At 68.5% G+C, this 504-nt stretch carries 1 protein-coding gene; it reads right to left on the bottom strand.

What is annotated here, in order from left to right:
• Window positions 1–42 precede the first annotated feature (42 nt).
• On the bottom strand, window positions 43–504 hold a 462-nt coding region (locus DEQ92_RS21965; protein WP_115821786.1), incomplete at its 5' end, for an HAD-IC family P-type ATPase.

Genomic DNA, 504 nt, shown 5'->3' on the forward strand with positions numbered 1-504 from the left:
CCCGCAACGAGAAGCGGGTCGGAGGAAGCCAAAGGGCGATGCTCAGTTCCGTCCGCGCAGGAACCCGAGCACTCTGTAGTCGTGATCGGGGGTGTACCGACGGAACAGCAGGCTGTTCGTCAGCACCGACACCGACGACAGCGCCATCGCGCCCGCCGCCAGAATCGGCTGCAAGAGCCCCAGCGAGGCGAGCGGGATCATCGCGGTATTGTACCCGAGCGCCCAGAAGAGGTTCTGCTTGATCTTCGCGAGCGTCCCCTCCGAAACCCGGATCGCTTTCACCACGTCGGTCGGGTCGTCACGCATCAGCGTCACGTCGGCCGCCTCGATGGCGACGTCCGTGCCCGAGCCGATAGCCGTGCCGACGAAGGCGGCCGCGAGCGCCGGGGCGTCGTTGACGCCGTCGCCGACCATCATCGCCTTCCGGCCCTCCGCCTGGATCGCGTCGACGGCGTCGGCCTTCCCGTCGGGGAGCACCTCCGCGCGGACGTTCTCGGGGTCGAT

This window comes from Haloferax sp. Atlit-6N (assembly GCF_003383195.1).
GTDB lineage: Archaea > Halobacteriota > Halobacteria > Halobacteriales > Haloferacaceae > Haloferax > Haloferax gibbonsii.